At 59.7% G+C, this 16,941-nt stretch carries 16 protein-coding genes and 2 pseudogenes; 6 read left to right on the forward strand and 12 right to left on the reverse strand.

Translation table 11 applies throughout. The annotated features are described in order from the left end of the window. Positions 1–116 precede the first annotated feature (116 nt). The 3 genes and pseudogenes from RTP54_RS27985 to RTP54_RS27995 all read left to right on the forward strand — a co-directional run bounded on the left by RTP54_RS27985 (position 117) and on the right by RTP54_RS27995 (position 3,017). Positions 117–1,051, forward strand: a pseudogene (locus tag RTP54_RS27985) (helix-turn-helix domain-containing protein). Between the two features lie 157 nt (positions 1,052–1,208). Beyond that, positions 1,209–1,957, forward strand: a pseudogene (locus RTP54_RS27990) (SDR family oxidoreductase). Between the two features lie 721 nt (positions 1,958–2,678). Beyond that, positions 2,679–3,017 carry a MerR family transcriptional regulator gene (locus tag RTP54_RS27995; RefSeq protein WP_312367102.1) on the forward strand — a complete coding sequence of 113 codons (339 nt, stop codon included), beginning with the start codon at positions 2,679–2,681 and terminating at the stop codon, positions 3,015–3,017. 21 nt (positions 3,018–3,038) lie between these two features. On the opposite strand, the gene RTP54_RS28000 is transcribed toward RTP54_RS27995, so the two are convergent. Further along, positions 3,039–4,064 (reverse strand): NAD-dependent epimerase/dehydratase family protein, encoded by a 1,026-nt coding sequence (locus RTP54_RS28000; RefSeq protein ID WP_312367104.1) that lies wholly within the window; start codon positions 4,062–4,064, stop codon positions 3,039–3,041. Between the two features lie 27 nt (positions 4,065–4,091). Further along, complete coding sequence (locus tag RTP54_RS28005; protein ID WP_312367105.1) at positions 4,092–4,676, reverse strand: TetR/AcrR family transcriptional regulator; 585 nt, start codon at positions 4,674–4,676, stop codon at positions 4,092–4,094. Positions 4,677–5,429: 753 nt separating this feature from the next. Between RTP54_RS28005 and RTP54_RS28010 the strand changes: the two genes are divergently transcribed. Further along, on the forward strand, positions 5,430–6,320 hold the full coding sequence (locus RTP54_RS28010) for a LysR family transcriptional regulator (protein WP_312367106.1): 891 nt from the start codon (positions 5,430–5,432) through the stop codon (positions 6,318–6,320). 23 nt (positions 6,321–6,343) lie between these two features. Here the strand turns inward: RTP54_RS28010 and RTP54_RS28015 are convergent, their stop codons facing one another. The 10 genes from RTP54_RS28015 to RTP54_RS28060 all read right to left on the reverse strand — a co-directional run bounded on the left by RTP54_RS28015 (position 6,344) and on the right by RTP54_RS28060 (position 14,743). Continuing rightward, on the reverse strand, positions 6,344–6,997 hold the full coding sequence (locus RTP54_RS28015; protein ID WP_312367107.1) for an Eco29kI family restriction endonuclease: 654 nt from the start codon (positions 6,995–6,997) through the stop codon (positions 6,344–6,346). Continuing rightward, positions 6,994–8,169: a DNA cytosine methyltransferase gene (locus RTP54_RS28020; RefSeq protein ID WP_312366116.1), complete on the reverse strand. Its 1,176-nt coding sequence runs from the start codon at positions 8,167–8,169 to the stop codon at positions 6,994–6,996. The genes RTP54_RS28015 and RTP54_RS28020 overlap by 4 nt, the downstream gene beginning before the upstream one ends. Beyond that, positions 8,156–8,596 carry a DNA mismatch endonuclease Vsr gene (locus tag RTP54_RS28025; protein WP_312367108.1) on the reverse strand — a complete coding sequence of 147 codons (441 nt, stop codon included), beginning with the start codon at positions 8,594–8,596 and terminating at the stop codon, positions 8,156–8,158. The genes RTP54_RS28020 and RTP54_RS28025 overlap by 14 nt, the downstream gene beginning before the upstream one ends. A 413-nt stretch (positions 8,597–9,009) precedes the next feature. Further along, entirely contained in the window at positions 9,010–9,264 is a 255-nt protein-coding gene (locus RTP54_RS28030) for a hypothetical protein (protein ID WP_312367110.1), read from the reverse strand. A gap of 12 nt (positions 9,265–9,276) precedes the next feature. After that, positions 9,277–9,399, reverse strand: coding sequence for a hypothetical protein (locus tag RTP54_RS28035; protein WP_312367112.1), 123 nt, complete (start codon positions 9,397–9,399; stop codon positions 9,277–9,279). A 97-nt stretch (positions 9,400–9,496) separates the two neighbouring features. Continuing rightward, entirely contained in the window at positions 9,497–10,591 is a 1,095-nt protein-coding gene (locus RTP54_RS28040; RefSeq protein ID WP_312367114.1) for a catalase family protein, read from the reverse strand. Continuing rightward, the gene (locus RTP54_RS28045) at positions 10,588–12,840 is read right to left on the reverse strand and encodes a xanthine dehydrogenase family protein molybdopterin-binding subunit (RefSeq protein WP_312367116.1); all 2,253 of its coding nucleotides are present in this window, start codon (positions 12,838–12,840) and stop codon (positions 10,588–10,590) included. Before RTP54_RS28045 ends, RTP54_RS28040 begins: the two co-directional genes overlap by 4 nt. Before the next feature lie 13 nt (positions 12,841–12,853). After that, positions 12,854–13,870, reverse strand: a complete 1,017-nt coding sequence (locus RTP54_RS28050; protein ID WP_312367118.1) for a xanthine dehydrogenase family protein subunit M — start codon at positions 13,868–13,870, stop codon at positions 12,854–12,856. Beyond that, the gene (locus RTP54_RS28055) at positions 13,867–14,388 is read right to left on the reverse strand and encodes a 2Fe-2S iron-sulfur cluster-binding protein (RefSeq protein ID WP_312367119.1); all 522 of its coding nucleotides are present in this window, start codon (positions 14,386–14,388) and stop codon (positions 13,867–13,869) included. Before RTP54_RS28055 ends, RTP54_RS28050 begins: the two co-directional genes overlap by 4 nt. A 172-nt stretch (positions 14,389–14,560) precedes the next feature. Continuing rightward, positions 14,561–14,743 carry a DUF3606 domain-containing protein gene (locus RTP54_RS28060; RefSeq protein WP_312367120.1) on the reverse strand — a complete coding sequence of 61 codons (183 nt, stop codon included), beginning with the start codon at positions 14,741–14,743 and terminating at the stop codon, positions 14,561–14,563. 613 nt (positions 14,744–15,356) lie between these two features. On the opposite strand from RTP54_RS28060, the gene RTP54_RS28065 reads away from it, so the two are divergent. Together RTP54_RS28065 and RTP54_RS28070 are read left to right on the forward strand one after the other, a co-directional pair. Then, the gene (locus tag RTP54_RS28065) at positions 15,357–15,596 is read left to right on the forward strand and encodes a LysR family transcriptional regulator (protein WP_312367166.1); all 240 of its coding nucleotides are present in this window, start codon (positions 15,357–15,359) and stop codon (positions 15,594–15,596) included. A 198-nt stretch (positions 15,597–15,794) separates the two neighbouring features. After that, a complete protein-coding gene (locus RTP54_RS28070) occupies positions 15,795–16,931 on the forward strand; it encodes an ABC transporter substrate-binding protein (RefSeq protein ID WP_312367168.1) in 1,137 nt (378 codons plus the stop codon). The last annotated feature ends 10 nt before the right edge of the window (positions 16,932–16,941 follow it).

Genomic DNA, 16,941 nt, shown 5'->3' on the forward strand with positions numbered 1-16,941 from the left:
GAGCGATCAGCGCCGTTGATTGCGGACATGCGAACCTGGCTCACTCATTTTCGTGACCTGTTGCTGGCAAATCACCACCCGGAAAAGCAATCTCCTACCGGTACCCGAGGAGCACTATGACCACCCTCTTGGAGAAAACATCCGCGGAACTCCCTGTTTCCGAAAGAACCTCCCCGGTCGGGCTCGAAAGCTATATCAGCGGCAACACGCTGATGAGCGGTGACGGTCCGGCCTGGAAAGATGTGTTCGTCCAGGTGCTCTCCCGCGACCGCAATTAGCACCCCTTTCTGGTGCCGGCGGTTGCCGAGCCGCTGATTGTCTGGGTGATGTCCGGCAGTGCTGTCGTTGAGGAACGGGACATTGGCGGCGAATGGTTGTTAAACCGCGTCGAAGTCGGCGATTTCTTCCTGACGCGGTCGCGAACACCCTATGAATTGCGATGGCGGGCCGAGGGTGGCGATCCGTTTCGGGTGATGCATCTTTACGTCTCGGTGCCGATGTTCGAACGCGGGGTCGAGGCGGTCTTCGGCGACTTCGCCGGCACTGTGGCCTTGAGGGATGTTTCAGGCGACCGTGACGAGACACTTTCCCACATCCTGCGCCTGCTTTACGAAGAGCTCACAGCGGAGGGCCGCGGCAGTCCGCTCTATGTCGAAGGGCCGGCGCAGAGCCTGGCCGTCCATCTCGTCCGACACTATGCGGCCGCCGAGACCCATACACGCCCGCAAAATGCGTTGCCGGGTGCAAAGCTCAGGCGGGCGATCGCCTTCATGGAAAACATCTCGAAGACCCGTTCGACCTCGGTCTGCTGGCGCAGGAGGTGAGCATCAGCGAGTTCCACTTCAGCCGGTTGTTCAAGAAGGCGACAGGTCTTCCTCCTTCGCATTACTTCATCCGGCAGCGGGTCGCCAGGGCCCAGCGATTGCTGCAGGAAACAGAAGCCAGCATCATCGAGATCGGCCTATCGGTCGGCTATTCCAGCCCTAGCCATTTTGCCCAGATCTTCCGGCGCGAAACCGGTCTCTCACCCAGCGACTACCGCAAAGGTTAGGGTTGCCTTTTCGCATCCGGCGATTTGAGCAAGATCCCGACAGTCCCCGCAAGGCGCCGAGAGAGCGAAAAGCCCGAGCCTTCTAGAGTTCTCCTTGTCGAAATCGATGGCCATTCCCTTCCGGAAAAGCCCTAAATAGCAACAAGGAGACAGAACCATGACGGATATCAACGGAAAAGTCGCACTGGTCACCGGTGCTTCGAGCGGCATCGGCGCGGCAACGGCGCTTGCGCTTGCAAGAGCCGGCGTGAAGGTCGGCATTGCCGCCCGTCGCGCCGATCGTCTGAAAGAACTCAAGGCTGAAATCATCGGGGAGGGCGGCGAGGCGCTAGACATCGAAATGGACGTCGTCGATCCGGATTTCGTGGAGGCTGGCGTGAAAAAACTCGTCGAAGCCTATGGCGCGATAGACATTCTCTTCAATAATGCCGGCCTGATGCCGCTCTCCGACATCGACCAGTTAAAGACGGCCGAATGGCTTCGCATGGTCGACGTCAATGTGAAGGGGCTGCTGAACACGACAGCGGCGGCCTCCCGCAAATGATCAAGCAGCATTCCGGCCACATCTTCAACACGTCCTCGATCGCCGGCCGCAAGGTTTTCAAGGGACTATCGGTCTATTGTGCCACGAAGCATGCGGTGACCGCGTTCTCGGACGGTCTACGCATGGAGGTCGGCCAGAAACACAACATCCGCGTCACCTGCATCGAGCCCGGCGCCGTCGCGACCGAACTTTACGACCAGATCACCGATCCCGGCTACCGCCGGCAGATGGATGATCTCGCCAAGCAGATGACCTTCCTGCAGAGCGGCGACATTGCCGAGACCATCCTGTTTGCGGCGCAGGCGACGGCCCACGTAAACGTGGCCGAACTCTTCGTCCTGCCGGTCGAACAGGGCCGGTAAGCCTCCACATCGTGGAACAAGCGTTCCCGGCCCCCGAAACGGTGCCCGATCATGGGCAAAAGTCTCCGGCTTTTTCGCGTTTGGACTGATGCTAGTGCAGTCATTTGGGAGCGCTCCATCTTTGGGCTGCGTTTGAAGGCCGCCATGTTCGGCAAGCCCGGGAGAGCATTCCTACTCGCGAGCGCCGAGGGCCATCGATAAAGAGCGCGCTTTCAGCCCGCCGGATGTTCCGAGATGGCAAAAATCCGAGACTCCCTTTGGCCGCGCGCGCGGCCAAAGGACCTTGCCAGAGTTGCGGCGTGTGGCCGAATGGAACGGCGTTAATCCAAGGGGCGATTTACCGCGATGCGAGACCTTACTTATGGCCCGATTTATCGAATGCGACGCCGACCGCGTGCGAAGACTGGTTGATCCCGCGCGTGCGTTGTCGTTCCACTGGCCGGCAGAAGGGCGTCGCCCTTCGCCTTCTCGAGGATGTATCGGCTGGAAACGGAGGCGTGCGATTTTCGGTAGCCGTATTTCCGTGACGTGAGGAACCCGAGCGTCTTAATTGGGGCCGCCGGCCGACCCTCCGCTGCGACGAGAAGCGGACATCTAAGTTCTTGTTGCCAAGGTGCTGGGATTGTCCCAAGGCGGCATTTCCAAAGACGCCGATGCGCGGCCATGAACCGCGACCTAACTGTTGAGAAAGCGTTGCCCTGTCGCTGCGAGCGGTTCCAGCATGCGCATTTCCTCGGGTGTGCCGATCGACACCATCCGCTTCCACATCGCCAAGTGCCTGTTGAAGCCTCAGCGCAGCGCCAAGGGTGGCTCGAACCCCTACCAGATGTTCTGCTGGGAAGACGTCACGGCGGCCCGGATGATTCGACCGCAGCAGAAACTGGGATACTCGCTTGGCGAAATCCTAGCTCTCAACGAGGAGTACCGCGCAGGGGAGCAGTCACCCGAGCAGACGACAGTGGTCCTGCAGTCGCAGATCGAAAGGCTGGAGGAACGAAAGGCTACATTGGATGCGGCCCTGTCTTTCCTGCGTGGCGGACTGGGCGGGAAAGCCCGATGATGCACCCCGCCTTGAGGATTATCAATGCTGAGCGGACCGGAGCTCAGCCAACCCTTCTTCCCTGGAGGTCACTGGATAATAACCCAGGTCGCGCCGTGCCTTGCCGATATCAACTGATACTTCCACAGCCGAGGTTGCATAGGATTGCAGCGTCAGCGGCGGAACGAGCCTACTGAGGGATAACTTGGCCAGCAGGTCTCCGACCGCGGCCACGGTCCGGACGACCGCGCGTGGAACGGTCTTGTCGGGGACGGCCAGTCCCTGCGTCGCCAGCAATGCGGAGACGAAAGTCCGGAACGGCACGGGCTCCCCATCCGAGATGAAATAGACCTCTCCTCCGCGACCACGGCCGAGCGCCAGTCCAACGGCCGCGCAAAGATTGGCGATGTGGGTGGTCGAGGTCGCATACTGCCCGCCACTGATCCAGGCAAACTTGCCGGATCGAACTGCCTTCAAGAGTGCAGGAAGCGCCGTCGTATCGTCGCGGCCCCAAACGAAACGCGGGCGAAGCACCACGACGGCAAAGTCAGGACCATTGGCGGCAAGGGCGATGCGCTCGGCGGCCGCCTTGGTACGGGAGTAGCCGCCGACCGGCTTCATGGGCAGCGGCATGGTCTCGTCCACATTGACCAGCGGCCTGCCGGTGGCGAGCACGGATTCCGTGCTGATATGGATGACCTTGCTGATGCCGGCGGCGCGGGCGGCATCGAGAACACTGCACGTGCCGTCCTCGTTCACCCGTCGCTGCTTCTCCGTCGCAGGGCCGTGGTCGGTGTCGGCGGCAGCATGAATCAGAGCGTCGCAGCCCGACATGCCAGCGGCAAGCCCGCCATCAAAAATATCGCCCTTGAACGGCTTTGCACCGAGCGCCCGGACGAGGTCTGCCGACGCCTCTCTGCGTACCAGGGCGGTGACCCCGATCCCGCGGGTGATAAAATAGCGGATCAGGTTGCGGCCTACATAGCCGCTGCTTCCCGTCAGAAAGATGCGTTGAAACGGGACGTGTTCATTCGTGGCCGCGGCGTGTGCGGCAATGCTGTCTGTCATGTCATTCACCTGATGAGACTGAGAGGGTCAGCCCGCCTTGACGCCGAGGAGATCGATTTCTTCCGGGATCGCCGTCACGAGCCAGTTGATTTCGCGAAGAACCTTGTCGCGGTCCTCGCGCGTGAAATGGTGAAAATCGAGATGCTCGAGGAACTTCAGCCCTTCAAGCGCCAGATAGGCCAAAAGCGCCCCGCGCGGCGACGGGGATGTATTCTCGATACGGGAGATGGTTAGGGCCTGATTATCCTGCATCTTGCCGCGCAGTCCCCCATCAAGTGCGAGAGCAGCGCTGAGGTTCAGAGCAACCGCCCGGAATTCCTCCGGCGGCGGCTCTGCTGCCGCAAGGATTCGTCCCCGGATCGCCCGATCCCTGGGATCGTCGATCTGGTCCTCGATCCCGGCATGATGGGCATTGTCGCGCTCGAAGGCACGGTCGACGACGGCTTCCACCAGCGCCTGCTTGGTCTTGTGGTCGTAGAGCACGCTTGCCTTGTTGACGCCCGCCTCCTTGGCGACGGCGTCGATCGTCAGGTTTGCCGCGCCGTCTCGCCCGACGACGCGCTCGGCCGCATCGAGAACGGCCTGCTGATCGATAACCCGCTTCCTGCCCATGGCTTCACCAGAATATTTCCAACCGGACGGTTATAAATTATTGGCGCTCAGTATGTCAAGGTTGCTCGGGCGCCTGGGATCAACACCGGAAATCCGCAGCGCTGGAAGCCGTGAAAAGCTGGATTTGAGTTACTGGCGACGTTTGCTTTCGGGTCGCGGTCAAGTCGGTCTCTACGGCCGACATGCGGCGCAGGCCTGCGGTCCTCCGCTTCGGAGCGAACGGAGCTGTTCGTTACGACTCCTGGCGTGTTGCTAGGCTGTTCCCGCTCTGGGCCAAAATGATCGCATAATGTATCGATTGAAACCGCAGCTTCCGCGCACGGATGGTACACCCTTTCCCGAAGACTTAAGCCTCCGCCAATCGGACGCCTGGGCCGCCGTTGGGCGCTGGGCCTTCCTCGAAGAACACGATGCCCCGCGCCTCGTACACCCGTCTGATTGCTTCGACGGTGACAGGTTGCGGTCCCCTTGGGCCGGCCTCGTCTTGCTCCACCCTGCTCACGGTGTTGGCTGTCACCTTAGCTAGCTCCGCTACCTCGCGTACTCCGAGTTTCAAAATAGCGCGAGCAGCTCTGGCCTGAATGGAGTTCACGGCGACCTCGTATTTATTTCGATACAGGGTATTGACAAATACCTGGACGCTATATAGATACACTGCATCGATATTAGCATCAATGATTCCGCTTCATTCGCTGGGCGTGTTCCGTCCCGCGTGCCGGCACGCGCGTGTCTCTTCGGAAGATGAGGAACGGTATGGAACTTCGCCAGTTGAGCTACTTCGTGGCGGTTGCCGAGGAGCTGCATTTCGGGCGGGCGGCGGCTCGGGTGCATATCGCCCAGCCGGCCTTGAGCTGTCAGATTCAGTCGTTGGAAAAGGAACTCGGTGTTCAGCTGTTCATCCGTTCGACACGGCGGGTGGAGCTGACGAGGGCAGGGGCGGTTTTCTATGATCGCTGTATCCGGATCCTTGGCGACGTCGATCTGTCTGCGGAGATGGTGCGCTCGGTTGCCGGCAAGGCGGTGAGGAAGATCCGGATCGGCACGGCCTATCCGGCAACCATCGGCGTGCTGCCGGCGTTCCTGGCGCGCATTGGTCGCAAGTATCCTGATATCGAACTGCACATCTCCAGCGGCTCGACCAACGACATCATCCGCGGGCTGGAAAACGGCCAGATCAATCTCGGCTTCATCCGCCCGGTCGAAAACATTGGCTCGCTCCGATTCTTCTCGATCGCCCATGAACGCTACCTGCTGGCGCTGGAAAAGAAGAGTGCGTTGCTTTCCCGCAGCGAAATCGGCATCGAGGATCTGAAGGGCGAGAAGATCATCTCGTTCTCACGGCAGAACCTCTCCTACACAGAGCGCTATTTCGCGGAGAAATTCGAGGAGCATGATCTGTCGAAGAGCGTCGCCTATACCTGCGATGACACCTTCTCGCTCGTGTCGCTGGTCTCAGCCGGCCTCGGTATCGGCTTTGCACCGGAATGGACGCTCGATCTGCCGAACCGCAACTTCGAGCTTCGAAAGGTGAGGGGAGTGGACTTCAGGATCGGGCTCGGTGTCGCCTGGTCCAAGGACGATCCGACGGCCGCGCGCGACGACATCATCGATATTGCTCGATCGCTGGTGAGGGCGGGAAGGTGAGCGACGAAATGATCGTGAAGCAGCTAAGGGGTAAAATGCATGTGTCCGCTTCGTGGGGGATCGTTCGCATCGAGAAAGCTGGCTACCTTTTGCGCGATGTCTTGATTGCTTTCCGGTCGCTCTCGGCATTTCTGCGCCCAAGCGCGACCAGGATGCAGCACGTCCCAAAGAGGGCGCAGTCCATTGTACCTACCAGCGCCAGGATCATGGTTGCCGAAGCCGTCCAACACTCGATTCCACAAGGGCTTGAATGTGGAAATCAACAGGCTTTCGCCGAGTGGTATCCAGATGTCGTCGACGATAAGGAACCGGGCTTGGAAGTCGGCGACCCTCAGGTTTTCGGGTGTATTGGCCTCGACAAGCGCGATGCTCTCTCGATGTTCCTCGAGGCGTTTTTGAAGCCAGCGTCCCTTGGTTTCGCCCTTCAGGTTGGCGCCACGGCGCGAACCGCTCGGTATCGCCTTGCCGATATAGATCGGCCATCTCATTCCATCTCGATTGGCATTTGCGATGGGGCCATAAAGCGCTAGATCGCCGTGGTAGTAAATGACGTAAATTCCCGCGCCCTCGAAAGAGGGTATCTCACCAAGTGGACACGGCTCCCGATCGAGGAGCGCCTCGGCCACCGACTTCCCCAGGTTCAGCTTATCGAGCGGGTTATAGGCCGTACCGCTCATGCCTTGCCCGCTTGCATCGTCGACGCGATCAAATGGTCACGCACGGACTTGGCGACGACCTCACTAAGCGTGACGGGAACCGCGTTGCCGAGCTGACGCATTGCCTCGCTCCACGCGCCGTGCAGCGCGTAGTTGTCCGGAAACGCCTGGAGACGAGCGCTTTCGCGGATCGTGAAATATCGCACACTTCCATCCGCGCGACGCAGCATGTTCTCTCCACCCGGAACGCCGTGAACGCCCGCCTTGAGCGTCTTCGCCGGCTCGTCTAGCGAGCTTCCGGTGTGACCGACATAGGATCGAGCGCCAGGTTGTAGCTTGTGGTTGAGGATGCCGTGATCCTTGTCGCGCGGCGTGGGTTCCGGCAGGCCGGCTAAGGCGTCGCGCACCGTTCGCCAAGGCAGCTCGGATGGCTTGGCGCTAAGCCGTTGGCCACGGGTCTGGAAGCGTTCGTTGATGACGCGATCCTTGGTCGCGACCTTATGCCCATCCCAGTATTCTCCACTCTTGAACTGGGAATGAAGGAGGGCGTCGAGCGAGTGGGTTTCCCGGGGGAAACACCAGTCCGCCTCGATACCTTCGGCGAAGCCGACGAAGACAACACGCTCGCGTTTTTGCGGCACACCATGGTTGGCCGCGTTCACCAGCTGATGGATAACCCGGTATTCGATCTTGCCACCTGAAGTATGATGTCGTTGCAAGCGATCGCGGTGGTCTTGCCAATCCTCATCCGGCCCGAGCTTGATGGACGGAAATGTTAGCTGCAACAGGATGTAGCCGAGGTAGGTGGAGAAGGTCTCGCGGGTGAGGCCCTTGACGTTCTCAAAGATGAACGCCCGCGGGCGCACCTCGCGAACGGCGCGCACAGCCTCGGGCCACATGTCACGGCTATCATCGTGCGCGCGGTGGCGACCGCCGATTGAGAAGGGTTGGCAAGGCGGGCCGCCGGTGATGAGCTCGATTTTTCCCTCGAATGGGCGGTAATCGACGTCGCGGACGTCACCCTCGATGGGCGCCGGCCACTTGGCGATGATCGATTCCTTGATCTTGCGGTTCTCGCGCAGCGTGTCGCAACACCAGCGATCCCACTCGACGATAAGCTCCGGCTTGAAACCGGCGAGGCTAACGCCCATGCCGAGGCCACCCGCGCCAGCAAAGAGTTCAATCGCCTTCACTTTCGTCTCCCTTGCCGCCGAGGAATTCGAGGATCTCGCGCCTCAACTTTCCTTGGTCCTTCACTTCGCATTCCCAAATAACGAGCACACGCCATCCAAGCGCCTCGAGCGCCCGCCGCACGCGTTCGTCACGCGACTGATTCGACGCGAGCTTCGGACCCCAGAATTCAATACGTGATTTGGGCATGCGCGCAAGGCGACAGTCGGGGTCGCTGTGGCGGTGCCAAAAACATCCGTGGACGAGGATAACGGACCTGAACCGAGGCAACACGATGTCCGGCGATCCCGGCATATCGCGACGATGCAGCCGAAAGCGATAGCCGAGAGCATGAACCAGGCGGCGAACAACCAGCTCTGGCTTGGTGTCGCGTGCACGTACTCGGGACATACGCTCCGATCGCTGCGAGGGGGTGAGCGTGTCCGTCATATTGCCACTAGCTTGGTTGCAATGATTCGACTTGCGTCGCGGCCATGCGGCAAGTCCCGTGTTCCGCTCAGTTAAGTGTCATGATCAGCCGAATTAGTACACTGGCGGCAATGATCACCACGCAACGACCCGTACTACCCTATCGACCAGCGTGGACCTCCGAACCTGCATGCATTGCCTCGATAGCTAGCCTGACTCTTGTCCGGTTCCCCATGTTTCAACTCGTACCCTCGAGAGACAATGTACAACCCGATGATCGAAGCCTGCCAGCGGGAAATCGCTGCCAACCAAGCCAAACGGGGGGTGGCCAGCACGGCATGGTGGCTCGGCCGCCAGCAAATCTGCAGCGCGCAGGAGTATTGGTTCAGGTCGTCGGCAGTATCATATCGCGCTGCCTGGGTCACGGGAGTACCTCACCGCACGAGACGCGGCCGCGCGCATGCGATGAGTTGGATAGCATCGTCTTCCATCGCCTGGCATAGTTCATCGTACTCGGCGACCAAGTCTCGACGGATCCTCCGCGCGCGCAACTCGTCACGCTTCACAACCGCGAGCCCGTAGATTTCCAGCAGTTCGCATAAGAGGGGAAGTTTGATCTCTGCCAATTGCACCCGATGCCTTGGCAGCCGGACCATCATTCGTGCCCGGCCGATCCTTTCGTAATCCATCTTCCACCCCAGTCACCGCAACGTGATCGCGTAACGAAAGTCCGGCGCTTCCAGCCGTAATTTAGCAAAAAGGTTCCAAACATGCATGAACGCCGCATGAAAACGGGGCACCTTGTGGTCGTTGCCGTTGACCATCGCCTTGTCCCGCGTGGTCGCTCCGAGCACGATGCCGTGGAGCCTTGCGCGATAACCTCGACTTCAAGATAAGCGCTTGGCCGAGGCGTTCGTTTACCTATTTCCAGGGACAAACCCTGGGATCGGTGACTGGGACCGGGTTCCGCTGAGACCGGAAAGCGGCTGAACGCTCATAAGCGAGCTTCCTCAGACGCATTATCGCGCCGAGGGGTTGATGGGCGACAATCCCGTTCCAAGGACTGAAATGCATGCCGTCATCGACAGCTGTCACTCGCGCATCGTTCCACGCAGCCTGAGGTTCTGCGATGAGGCGAGCCACTGTCACGAATGGGCTCTGATCTTCGCTCCAGGGGGCAATGCCTTCGATCGGCATAGCATCGAGATCGGTGCAGAGCTGCACGTTCACATCCCAGATCGCGGTCTCGGTCTTAAAGAAGCGCACCACTTCATGCCGAATAACTTCACTATCATCGGTGTCGAGGATGACGCCGGCGAGGGCTTTGATATTTTCGGATGCGGGCGCGACTTCGAGCTTGGCGATGTAGTCGCCGTAGCGCAACGGCAGTTGAGAAAAGAAACGCTCGCCCAGTATATGGGTCACCGGATGACCACCCAGTGTCTTCAGCGTTACACTTTCAGCGCCGACGGCCTCGAGGGCCGCCTCTGCTCCCCTGAACACCGTGGCCAAAAATTCCTTAGTGCGTTCCAGCCGGTCGGTCGTGGCGGCAAGCAGTTTGAGGCTTCTGAGGAAAGCCTCCGCGCCCGGCGAATTGAACGTCCTGGCGTTAACGAGAACGAAGTCCTGGCTTTGCGACCCTACGGAACCCGAGAGGCGATCGCCTTCAACATCCAGCACCTTGAACGCCATCCCGCGGGGCGTCGAAACGCTGTCATGAAGGAGATCGCCCGGCGTAGTCGAGAGCCTGATGATGGCTTCATATGTGTCTGGTCGCGCGAAAATACCTTGTGCCAGTTCGTCCGGGAGACCGGAGATTACCTCCATCCTGGCCTCAAGCACACCGTGGCTCTTGGCATGGACCGCTCGCATCGCGTGGCCGCTGTCGGCGTAGGTCTTTTCGGCAATGGACAACATTGTATCAGCGATCTCGCGCGCCGTTTTTGGCTCGCCCGGCGGGATTTCCTCAAGGTCCGATGAAAACCTGACGGGTGACACTTTCAGGCGCTCGCTCATTGCCTGGTCTCGCTTTCGAGGATCTTGTCCATCGTGATCGGAAACGACCTTACGCGTTTGCCGGTTGCGTGGAAGATTGCATTGGATATGGCCGCAGCGACCCCGACGATGCCGATTTCCCCGAGCCCCTTCACGCCGATCGGACTGGCCTTATCGTCGTCCTCCTCAACGAAAATCACCTCGAGGTTATCGACATCAGCGTGGGCCGGAATGTGGTATTCGGCAAGGTTGTGGTTGACGATACGGCCGGTGCGATGATCGATCATGCCCTCCTCGTGTAGCGCCATCCCCAGCCCCATGACGATACCTCCAAGGATCTGGCTGCGCGCCGTCTTCGGGTTGAGGATCCGGCCGGCCGCAACGGCGCTAACCACACGCGTGACGCGGATAACGCCGAGTTCGCTGTCGACCTTAACCTCCACGAAAATCGCTGAATGGGTATAGGCAGCAAACTTCCGAGCGAGTGCCTTGTCAGGACCTACCTCGGCGCTTTCTTCGATCGATGATAGGCCGGCTGTCGCCATGATTTCGGAAATCGCAACGCCCACCTGATGATTGGCCTCTAGTACTAGGCGACCCTCTGCAACCTCCACCTCGTCCGCCGATGCTCGAGCAAGCGGAGAGTTGTGCAGTTTCCCTGCATGCTTCAACAGCGTAGCGATGACCGCTTTAGCCGCGGCCTGCACCGCAGAACCGGAGGACGCCGCGGTCCACGAGCCGCCTTCAACTCCCGTTTTGGGCAGAGTTGAATCGCCCAGACGAACCGTGACGTCGCCGATTTGACGATCAAAGCATTCGGCCGCAATCTGGCCCAGAATTGTGTAGGTCCCGGTGCCAATATCGGAGGCAGCAGCCGACACGACAACGGTACCGTTGGCACAATACTGAACCGTAGCTTCCGCGGGAGACATCGAAGCTTCCCAGATACCGGTCGCCATGCCCCAGCCGACGAGATCATCCCCGTCCTGCATCGAGCCCGGCTCTTGCGATCGACCCGCCCAACCAAACCGTGCCGCGCCCTCGCGGTAGCAGGCGTGTAGCGCCTTGGAGGTCAGGTCTTTGTCCTGGTTCTGATCGCGATGGACAAAGTTGCGAAGGCGTAACTCCAAAGGGTCGATACCTGCCTCGTAGGCAAGCTCGTCCATCGCCGCTTCCAGCGCCGTAATCCCAGTGGCAGCCCCCGGCGCTCGCATGTCGCCGGGAGTCGCGACGTCGAGTTTTACGATTTCATAGGACAGTTCGACGTTGTCGCAGCGGTAGGCAAGTCCCGACCAGTTGGCGACGTTTTCCTGATAATCCTCATAGCGTGACGTCGCATGAACCGCATGATGTCTGATCGCCTGCAAATGTCCTTCCCGATCGGCGGCTAGCGATACTGTCTGGAAACTCGAAGGACGCCACGTCAGGTAGAACATCTCGCGCCGGCTCATCTCCACCTTCATCGATCGTTTGAGATCGAGGCTAGCCATGACGGCAAAAAACAGCTGGTACTTCGGTCTCAAGGCTTGGCCAAACGCCCCTCCGACGTAAGCGTTTCTGACGACGACTGTCTCAGTAGCAAGTCCGAAAACGTTGCAGACGTAGTCCTGCGAGTTCTGAGAACCCTGTGTCTTGTCATGAATGGTCAATGTACCATCGTCGCCCAGAAGCACCGTCGTGGCGAACAGCTCCATAGGATTGTGATGCTCGCCGTCCATCCGGTAATCAGCCGAGATCCTGATAGCAGCAGCGTCGAAGGCAGCTTGTGTATTGCCGCGCGGCGGCGGTGGCATCATCTCCTTGGCACGCGGGACCGGAGGAACATAACTGGTATGAAGCTGCCGCATCAAATCGGTGTGAGGTTCCTCCGGAAGATAATGCACCCGTACGAGCGTTGCTGCATCGCGCGCGGCTTCAAAACTCTCCGCAACGACAAGAGCAACGGGCTGTCCGTCGAAGAGGATCCGTTCGCCTTCGAGCGGGCGGAAAGGATGGCCGGGGAGGGCAACCTGATCTTTCCACTTGCTGTCCCTGTAGGCGGTCGAAGGACGGTTTTCATGCGTGAATATCTTTACGACCCCGGCAAACCGCTCAGCAGCGGACACATCGATTGAAGCAATGTGCCCCGCTGCGATGGTAGCCGGCACGACGACACCAAAAAGCATGCCCGGCTCGTAAGACTCGGCGGCGTATCTAGCTCCTCCCGTCACTTTCAACGGTCCTTCAACGCGTGATAGAGGCAGGCCCACTGCCTTCGATTGAATAGGCATTGCCTGCGCTCCTCTATTGCACCGATTTGGCGGCTTGGTCCTGCGGTCGGCCTGAAGTGGCGTGTTTTAGTGCCCGGACGATCGCCTTGGCCGCCAACGGGATCTTGAAGTCGTTGCCTCCGTGACCCTTCGCCCCGGAAAGCAGCCTTTCAGCGAGTTTCTGGAAGGCCTCTTCATCGGCGACCACCCCGGCAAACTCAGCTTCAACCAGCCGGTCGCGCCAAGGCTTGTGCGCAACGCCGCCCAGCGCCACTCTTACATCGACAAAACGATCGTTCGAAAGCTCGACTGCGACGGCCACCGAGACAAGCGCGAAGGCGTAGGACAACCGATCGCGCAGCTTGAGGTAGGTGTGATGAACGGCAAAGTGATTGGGTTCGAGGCGGATAGCAACGACCAATTCGCCGCTCTGGAGCGTGTTGTCCAGTTCCGGCCGGTCGCCGGGTAGCCGGTGGAAGTCTGAAAATGCGATGTCGCGCCGGCCGGCCGGGCCCTCGACCTCAATCGTTGCGCCGAGTGCGGCCAGTGCCACGCACATGTCGGAGGGGTGGACGGTGATGCAGGAATCGCTGGCACCGAGGATTGCATGTATTCGGTTAACGCCCCCGATGGCCGCGCAGCCAGATCCGGGCTGTCGTTTGTTACAGGGGGTTGCCGCGTCATAGAAGTAGTAGCAGCGTGTCCGTTGCAGAAGGTTGCCACCCGTCGTAGCGGCGTTGCGCAATTGGGGCGAGGCGCCCGCCAGGATCGCGCTTGCCAGCAACGGATAGCGCGTCCTGACCCGCTCGTCATCGGCAACCGACGAATTGGTAACCAGAGCGCCGATGCGGATCCCACCGTCGGGCAGATCGTTGATAAAATTCAGTGGCAGGCGGTTGATGTCGATGATAGCGCCCGGCCGCTCCACTTCGTACTTCATGAGATCGATGAGATTAGTCCCTCCGGCAAGCAATACCGCCTGCGGATCTGATGCCAGCGCCTGGACGGCCTCGTGCACAGTCTGCGCACGCGTGTACGAAAACGGCCTCATTCCACCGCCTCCCGGTTCTGGTTGCGCCCTTGACCCACCACATCCTCAATCGCGTCGGCAATATTGGTATAGGCACCGCAGCGACAGAGATTGCCGCTCATCAGTTCGCGAATTTCTGCTCGAGAATGGGCGCGGCCTTCGCTTACAAGGCCGATAGCGGAACAGATTTGCCCCGGCGTGCAGTAGCCGCACTGGAACGCATCGTGTTCTATAAAGGCTTTCTGCATGGGGTGCAGGGACTCCGGCGACCCCAGACCTTCGATCGTCGTTATCTTTGCACCATCCAGTGAGACGGCAAGCTTTAGACAGGCGTTGATGCGCTTGCCGTCGATAAGGACTGTGCAGGCGCCACACTGGCCGTGATCGCATCCTTTTTTCGTGCCGCTCAGCTCGAGAGCTCCTCGAAGCAGATCCAGCAGTGTGACCCAAGGATGGAGCTCAAGAGTGAACTGCTGGCCGTTGATCAAGAACGCGGTGGAACAGAGGGGGACTGCGTCATTTCGCGCGCCGATGTCCATGTGCGGATCCTTTTGCTTTGCATGAGAGCAAACGATGGCGGTGGAGGAATGTTCCTGTCTGTGTTGGACACGAGCCTCGAAGATCGGATTGGGTTCCCACTGCTGCCTTGGTTCATGCGGCAGCTTTGGCGCAATGCTTGGTCGAGCAGCCGCTTTTGGCTCGTATGCGGATCTAGCCCTTTAGACGGTTGGCTGCCTTGTCGGCAGCGTCGCGGTCACTCCCATGTTGCTTGATCAGGCGGCGTGCATCTGCAGCGGGAATACCGTGCTTCTTGGCGAAGTAGTCGACCGCGTAGATCTTCGTACGTGGAGCCAAGCTTCGCTCTGCTCGCGGCCTCTTTTTGTCGTCTGCCATCAGAAAGCTCCTTTCAATATCCAAGGAACAACGCAGACGGGAATCGCAGGTTCCCCATATCTGCGTTACGGGTGGGAGCCGCGTTAGGCCGTACCTTGGCGCTCTCGTTGTAGCGGGAGGTCACCTGACTGGGCCTGGCCCAGGGCCATTCCCGTCGTTGTTTTAGTCGGGCTGCAGGCGGCAGTTTTTGCGGCTGAAGTCGGCATCGCGCGAACTGCCTGCCCCTCGCGCGAGGGGCCGTGGCGTGGCTGGGGTGATGGCACCAGTGATCGTCCCTTCGGATTCAAAGGAGCCTGTCGGCAGTGGGCATACAGCCCCGATCTTAGCCCGAGTTTGCAAAGGGGCATTTCGCTCACAGATACCCAATTTTTTGACACTGGGCGCTCAGCGCGACGAAGCCGCCAGCGGACGCAATCGGCGTCGCATTCTCTGGAGTCTGAGGATATCAGCGCGGCGCCGAAGGACTGAATCGACTCAATGCCTCAGACTGAAAAGAATTTGATGGCCCCTCCGTCAGGGTAGCCACTGAAGAACGAGGTGTCGCCCCGGTCATATCTGTTCTCTCGTGTGCGCTGGCCGAAGTATCTTTTGCCCGTGTTTCGCCTAGCCGGCCCTGAGCTGTCAGATCCAATCACGGGAGAAGGAACTCGGCGTGCAGCTGTTCATACGATCGACGCGGCGGGTGGAGCTGACGAGGGCAGGGGCGGCCCACTACGATCGGCGTATCAGGATTTTGGGTGAGGTCGAACTGTCGGCCGAGATGGTGCACTCGGTTGCGGGCAAGGCAGTGAGGAAAATCCGGATCGGAACGGTCTCACACGGTGAAAGTAAAATCTTGCCGGCTTCTGGTTGAAATCGAAGACATGTCGGCTAAGCTAGCGATGGCACCGAGGTAATACGCAGATCCGGCTTACGTCGGAGATGGTGTATTCTATCGACAGGTGGAAGCGCGGTGCCCCAAACCCTCATCCTGTTCGCCGCAGCTTTTATTGCGGCTTCAAGCCACTACAGCGCCGTTGCCAACACGGCCTCTCGTGCCCCCACAGAAAAGGTGGCGCACGCCCAACCCATTTCGGAGATCAAGTTAGGCTACCTTCGAGCCTATACCCCCCAGCTCGCCCTTTCAGTGCTGGACATACCGCCGCGTGATGAAGGTGTCGCGGGGGCCAATGTGGCCATCGGCGACAACAACACGACTGGTCGCTTTCTCGGACAGGAGTTCAAGCTCGAGGTGTCCGAGGTGAAGCCGAATGCCAACGCAATACCTGCTTTCAACGACCTGGTGTCGAATGGCGCCCGCTATATCCTCGCGGATCTCTCTGCTCCCCAGCTTCTGTCCGTCTCCGATTTCGCACGCGACAAGGGCATCCTGATCTTCAATGTCGGCGCCACCGACGACCGTCTGCGTGAAGAGGATTGCCGGGCCAACATCTTCCACACCGCTCCGACGCGCACCATGCTCGCCGACGGGCTGGCGCAATATTTGATTTGGAAGCAATGGCGTCGCTGGGTTCTGGTTTACGGTTCTCATGAGGCCGACAAACAGTTCGCAAACGCGCTCCGCCGCGCCGCCACGCGCTTTGGCGGCGAGATTGTTGCGGAAAAGGAGTTTGCCGATACCGGCACAGCGCGGCGGACGGATACCGGTGTGGTGCAGATCCAACGCCAGATGCCCGTCTTTACGCAGGAATTCCCAGATTACGACGTGCTGCTTGTCGCAGACGAGAGCGAGGTTTTTGGAACCTATGTGCCGTTCAGGACCTGGATTCCTCGGCCTGTGGCCGGAACGGCCGGTTTGGTTCCCTCCGCCTGGCACCCCGCCAGCGAGCAATGGGGCGGCACGCAAATACAAAACCGCTTCGCCAAGGCAAGTGGGCGACGAATGTTATCGAAAGACATGGCCGCCTGGACAGCAGCCAGAATTATCGGCGAGGCTGCCACACGTACGCACAGCGCGGATCCGGAAGTAATAGCCTCCTTCGTTCGTGCCGAGGATTTCTCGATCGCTGCGTTCAGGGGCCAGAAACTGACCTTCCGCAAATGGAACTGGCAACTACGCCAACCCATCTTCCTGGGAGACGGCCGTTCGGTCGTATCCACTTCACCCCAGGAAGGATTCCTGCATCAATTTTCCGAACTCGATACTCTCGGGATCGATCAGCCCGAGACGCGATGCTTGCTGAAATAGCTCAAGGAAA

Source organism: Ensifer sp., from assembly GCF_031989085.1.
Classification (GTDB): Bacteria; Pseudomonadota; Alphaproteobacteria; order Rhizobiales; family Rhizobiaceae; genus Ensifer.